Here is a 4692-nt window from a genome sequence, read left to right as displayed (position 1 = left end):
GCTCGGTGACGTTCCCGGGCCACGGGTACGCCTCGAGGGCGCGCAGGGCGTCCAGGGTCCAGGTCAGCGGAGGTTGCCCGGGCGCCGGGCGGGGGGTGAGGGCGGGCAGGAGTTCCCGTATGTCCTCGGTGCGTTCCCGCAGCGGCGGCAGGGCCACGGAGCGGGCCGACAGTTTGTCCAGCAGGCGCTTGAGGCAAGGGCCGGCCGGCGCGCCGGGTGGGTAGGTGACCAGCAGCCGGGTGTCCGGGTGCTGGTCCAGCAGGGAGTTGAGCGCGGCCACCCCGGGCTGTGCGAGGCGCTCGGCGTGCCGGAGCAGGAGGAGGCGGTCGGGCCGCCACGCGGACAGGGCATGGTCGAGTCCGGCGTCCCGCGCCGCGTCGGCCACCTGGACTGGGTCCGGGCCCGACAACTCCCGCGCCAGTGCGGACTTGCCGGTTCCGCGCTCGCCGGTCAGCAGCAGGGGCTCCCCGGAGCGCACCAGCTCGGCGGCCCGTCCGACGGCGTGCCGCCAGGGGACCGAGGAGCCGGCCAGGGTGACCGGCGGGGGCGGGACCGGCGCAGCGGGTGCCGGATCGTCGAGCGGCTCCAGGGCGGCCAGGATCCCGATCGTCCTGCCGTCCAGGCGTACCGGCGTGACGCGCACCGTGCACCCGGCTCCCTCCGGCAATCGCACGACGCCCGTGACGTCCCGGTGCCGCGCGCCTGCCGCCGTGCGCTCCAGCACGCCCAGCACCTCCGGCGTCAGCAGCCGCTGCGCCGCGTCGCTGACCAGCCGGTTGCGGCCGTCGAGTGCCGCCACGGCCCGGTCCGGCCCGCGCGCCGCGCGCACATAGGCATCCAGCAACGCCCGCTCGCCCGGCCCGGCCCGGGCCCGCAGCTCCGTCTCGACCGCCGCGACCGTCGCCTCGGCGAAGGCCGCCTGCGGATGCGGCGGTCCGGCGGTGCACAGCCGTGACGCGACCGTCAGGGTGCCCAGCACCTGTCCGCTCTCCGGCCCGAGCACCGGGACGCTGACCGCGGAGACGTCCTGCCACCGGTCGAGGAAGTGCTCGGGTCCGTGCACCTCGGCCCGGCTCCGGGTGCGCAGGGCGAGGGCCGCGCTGTTGTGGCCGACCTCCTGCTCCGACAGGCCGGTGCACGCGCCGAACCCGGGGACGCTCCCGGCCGTCCACAGCACCCGCAGCCGCTCGTCGGTCAGGGCGAGCAGCGAGCCGCCCATCCCCAGCGCGGGGACGATCCGGTCGAGCACCGGCCGGGCGGCGCCGAGCAGCGTCGATTCCCCGGAGAGCGGAGGACACGCCACCGACTCCTCCAAGTCGTGCGGCACGCCGAAGAACCGAGCCCGCCGCCACGCCGCGACGACCTCCTCCGGCACGCCCTGGGGCAGCGGACGCCCCGACAGGAACCGCTCGCGGGCGACGCGCAGTGAGGGCCGGGCGCTGGTGGCTGCGGGGGAGGCATCTGTGGTGGTCACGGCACGGCCCACCGTAACGGGTTCAGTTGAGCGGGAAACAACCGCGGGTCCCGACACCGCTCTTCGCCGACCGGCCGGCGTTTCGTAAGGGGGCACCCGACGCCGCCTTTTGCCGGCCGCTCGGTGTCGCGTAAGGGGGCACCGACTGTCCCGTAAGGAGGCATCCGACGCCGCCCTTCGCCGACCACTCTCACCGTCGGGCACCCGACGCCGCCCTTCGCCGACACCCCTGTGTCTCGTAATGAGACACCCGTGCCCGGCTGAAGACCCCCATGATCATGCACGTCCCGCGTCCCGCCGCCCGAACCCCTTCCCGCAGGAGCGCCCGTGTCCACCGTCGTCGAGACCGACGTCCTGATCGTGGGCAGCGGCCCGGCCGGTGCCTCGGCCGCGCTGGCCCTGAGCACCTACGGCGTCCCCAACATCGTGGTGACCCGCTACGCGAGCCTCGCCGACACACCCCGCGCGCACATCACCAACCAGCGCACCATGGAGGTGCTGCGCGACCTCGGCGTGGAGCAGGAGGTCGTCGCGCAGGCCACCCCGCAGCACCTGATGGGCAACACGACGTTCTGCACGAGCCTGGCGGGCGAGGAACTGGGACGGGTGCGCTCCTGGGGCAACGACCCGCTGGTGCAGGCCGAGCACGAACTCGCCAGCCCCACGCGCATGTGCGACATGCCGCAGCACCTCATGGAGCCTGTCCTCGTGAACGCGGCCGTCGCCCGCGGCACCCGGCTCCGCTTCCAGAACGAGTACCTCTCCCACACCCAGGACGCCGACGGCGTCACCGCCACCGTCCGCGACCGGCTGCGCGGGGACACGTACGAGATCCGCGCCAAGTACCTGATCGGCGCCGACGGCGGACGATCGAAGGTCGCCGAGGACGCCGGGCTGCCGATGGGGGGTCAGATGGGCGTGGCCGGCAGCATCAACATCGTCTTCGAGGCGGACCTCGCCCGGTACACCGCCCACCGCCCGTCCACCCTGTACTGGGTCCTCGCCCCGGGCGCGACGGTCGGCGGCATCGGCGCCGGCCTGGTGCGCTGCGTGCGCCCCTGGAACGAGTGGCTGATCGTCTGGGGCTACGACGTGAACGCCGGCGCGCCCGACCTGACCACGGAGTACGCCGAGTCGGTCGTCCGGGCGCTCGTCGGGGACGACGACCTCCCCGTGACCGTCAAGTCGTCCTCGGCGTGGACCGTCAACGAGATGTACGCCGAGACGTACGCGGGCGGCCGGGTCTTCTGCGCCGGCGACGCCGTGCACCGGCATCCGCCGTCCAACGGTCTCGGCTCCAACACCTCGATCCAGGACGCCTACAACCTCGCCTGGAAGCTCAGACTCGTCCTCGACGGCACCGCCCATCCCCGACTGCTCGACAGCTACACCGCCGAGCGTGCCCCGGTCGGCCGGCAGATCGTCACCCGCGCCAACCGGTCCATCCGCGAGACCGCCCCGGTCTTCGAGGCCCTCGACGGGCTCTCGCCGCAAACCCCCGAGCAGCTGTGGGCCAACATCGCCGCCCGCAAGGACGCCACCGAGGCCGCCGAGAGGCAGCGGGCCGCACTGCGCGAGGCGATCGCCTTCAAGGTTTACGAGTTCAACGCGCACGGCGTCGACCTCAACCAGCGCTACGACGAGAATTCCGCCGCGATCGTCCCGGACGGCACACCCGACCCCGGCTTCGCCCGCGACCCCGAGCTGCACCACCAGCCGTCCTCCCGCCCCGGCGCCCGGCTCCCGCACGCCTGGATCACCTCCGGCACCCGCACCCTCTCGACCCTCGACACCATCGGCCGGGGCCGCTTCACCCTGCTGACAGGCATCGGGGGAGAGGCCTGGGTGCGGGCGGCCGAGGAACAGCAGATGGAGATCGCCACGGTGGTGATCGGCCCGGGGCAGCGGTACGAGGACCCGTACGGCGACTGGGCGCGGCTGCGTGAGATCCCGGACGCGGGCGCCCTCCTGGTACGCCCGGACGGTTTCGTCGCCTTCCGGCACGCCTCCGTCGGCGCGGACGCCGGAGAGCTGCTCGCGGACGCGCTGCGGCGGATCCTCGGGCATGCCTGACACCTGCCGCAGGACGCGCCGCGGCGCCCCCTCGGCCCGCCCGAGGGGGCGCCATCATGGAAGCGAGGGAAGAGCTGGAGACAGCGGAAGATTCGGAAGCCGCGAAAGATCCGGAAGCAGCCGAAGATCCGGAAGCAGACGAAGGTCTGGAACCAGCGGAAGATCTGGAAGAAGCGGATGTCGACGGCGAGGAGCCGGAATGACCACCGATGTGACCAGGGCTGACGTCACCGAGCAGGCCCTCGCCAGCCTGCGCGGGACCGCCGACCCGAGACTGCGTGAACTGCTCACCGGCCTCGTCCGCCATCTGCACGACTTCGCGCGCGAGACCCGTCTCAGCCGGCAGGAGTGGGAGCGGGCGATCGCATTCCTGACCGCGACCGGGCAGACCTGTACCGCCACCCGGCAGGAGTTCATCCTGCTGTCGGACGTGTTGGGCCTCTCCATGCTGGTGGAGACCCTGAGCGGCGATCACGCCGCGGGCGCCACCGAGTCGACCGTGCTGGGCCCCTTCCACCTGACCGAGTCGCCGGTCCGTGCGCTCGGCGACGACATCGACCTGGTCGGCGGCGGTGAGAAGTGCGTTGTCAGCGGCCGGATGCGGTCCGCCGACGGCACCCCGCTGCCCGGCGCCGTCGTCGATGTCTGGCAGGCCGACGACAAGGGCTTCTACGACGTCCAGCAGCCCGGCGTCCAGCCCGCGGGCAACGGACGCGGGCTGTTCACCGCCGACCCCGAGGGCCGCTTCTGGTTCCGCACCTGCGTCCCGGCGGCGTATCCCATCCCCACGGACGGCCCCGTGGGCGGGCTGCTGCGCGCCACCGGACGGCACCCGTACCGCCCCGCGCACATCCACTTCATCGCCACGGCCGAGGGCCACACGCCCGTCACCACGCATATCTTCGTGGCCGACGGCGACTACCTCGACTCCGACGCGGTGTTCGCCGTGAAGCGGAGCCTGGTCCAGGACTTCGCCGAGACCGACGACCCGTCCCTGGCCCGGGAGTTCGGCGTGGAGAACCCCTTCCGGCACGCCCGCTTCGACCTCGTCCCCGACCCATCTGTACCAGGCCCACCACGGCTTTCCCCTGTCTTGTTGGCTTTTCCCATCAAAGTCTTTAGTGGAGCGCAAATGGCTCCGGACC

General features: G+C 72.9%; 3 protein-coding genes and 1 pseudogene. 3 read left to right on the top strand and 1 reads right to left on the bottom strand.

Going from position 1 to position 4692, the window contains the following annotated elements; translation table 11 throughout:
- Window positions 1–1474 (bottom strand): regulator (locus ABZ281_RS38515; protein WP_356662667.1); only part of this gene is annotated, 1474 nt, incomplete at its 3' end.
- 327 nt (window positions 1475–1801) lie between these two features.
- Between ABZ281_RS38515 and ABZ281_RS38510 the strand changes: the two genes are divergently transcribed.
- From ABZ281_RS38510 to ABZ281_RS38500, 3 genes and pseudogenes are all read left to right on the top strand, one after another.
- Window positions 1802–3547 (top strand): FAD-dependent monooxygenase, encoded by a 1746-nt coding sequence (locus ABZ281_RS38510; protein ID WP_356662666.1) that lies wholly within the window; start codon window positions 1802–1804, stop codon window positions 3545–3547.
- Window positions 3548–3603: 56 nt separating this feature from the next.
- Window positions 3604–3750 carry a hypothetical protein gene (locus ABZ281_RS38505; protein WP_356662665.1) on the top strand — a complete coding sequence of 49 codons (147 nt, stop codon included), beginning with the start codon at window positions 3604–3606 and terminating at the stop codon, window positions 3748–3750.
- Window positions 3747–4610: pseudogene (locus ABZ281_RS38500) on the top strand (dioxygenase); the annotation flags it as partial. The gene ABZ281_RS38505 and the pseudogene ABZ281_RS38500, both read left to right, overlap by 4 nt.
- Between the last annotated feature and the right edge of the window lie 82 nt (window positions 4611–4692).

Origin of the sequence: Streptomyces sp. NPDC006265 (genome assembly GCF_040613555.1) — a bacterium.
Taxonomy (GTDB): domain Bacteria; phylum Actinomycetota; class Actinomycetes; order Streptomycetales; family Streptomycetaceae; genus Streptomyces.
This window is presented reverse-complemented; position numbering and strand designations above follow the sequence as displayed.

Excerpts from the sequence above, each read along its gene's own strand:
- ABZ281_RS38505 (WP_356662665.1), top strand. The coding sequence starts at position 3,604 with ATGGAAGCGAGGGAAGAGCTGGAGACAGCGGAAGATTCGGAAGCCGCG.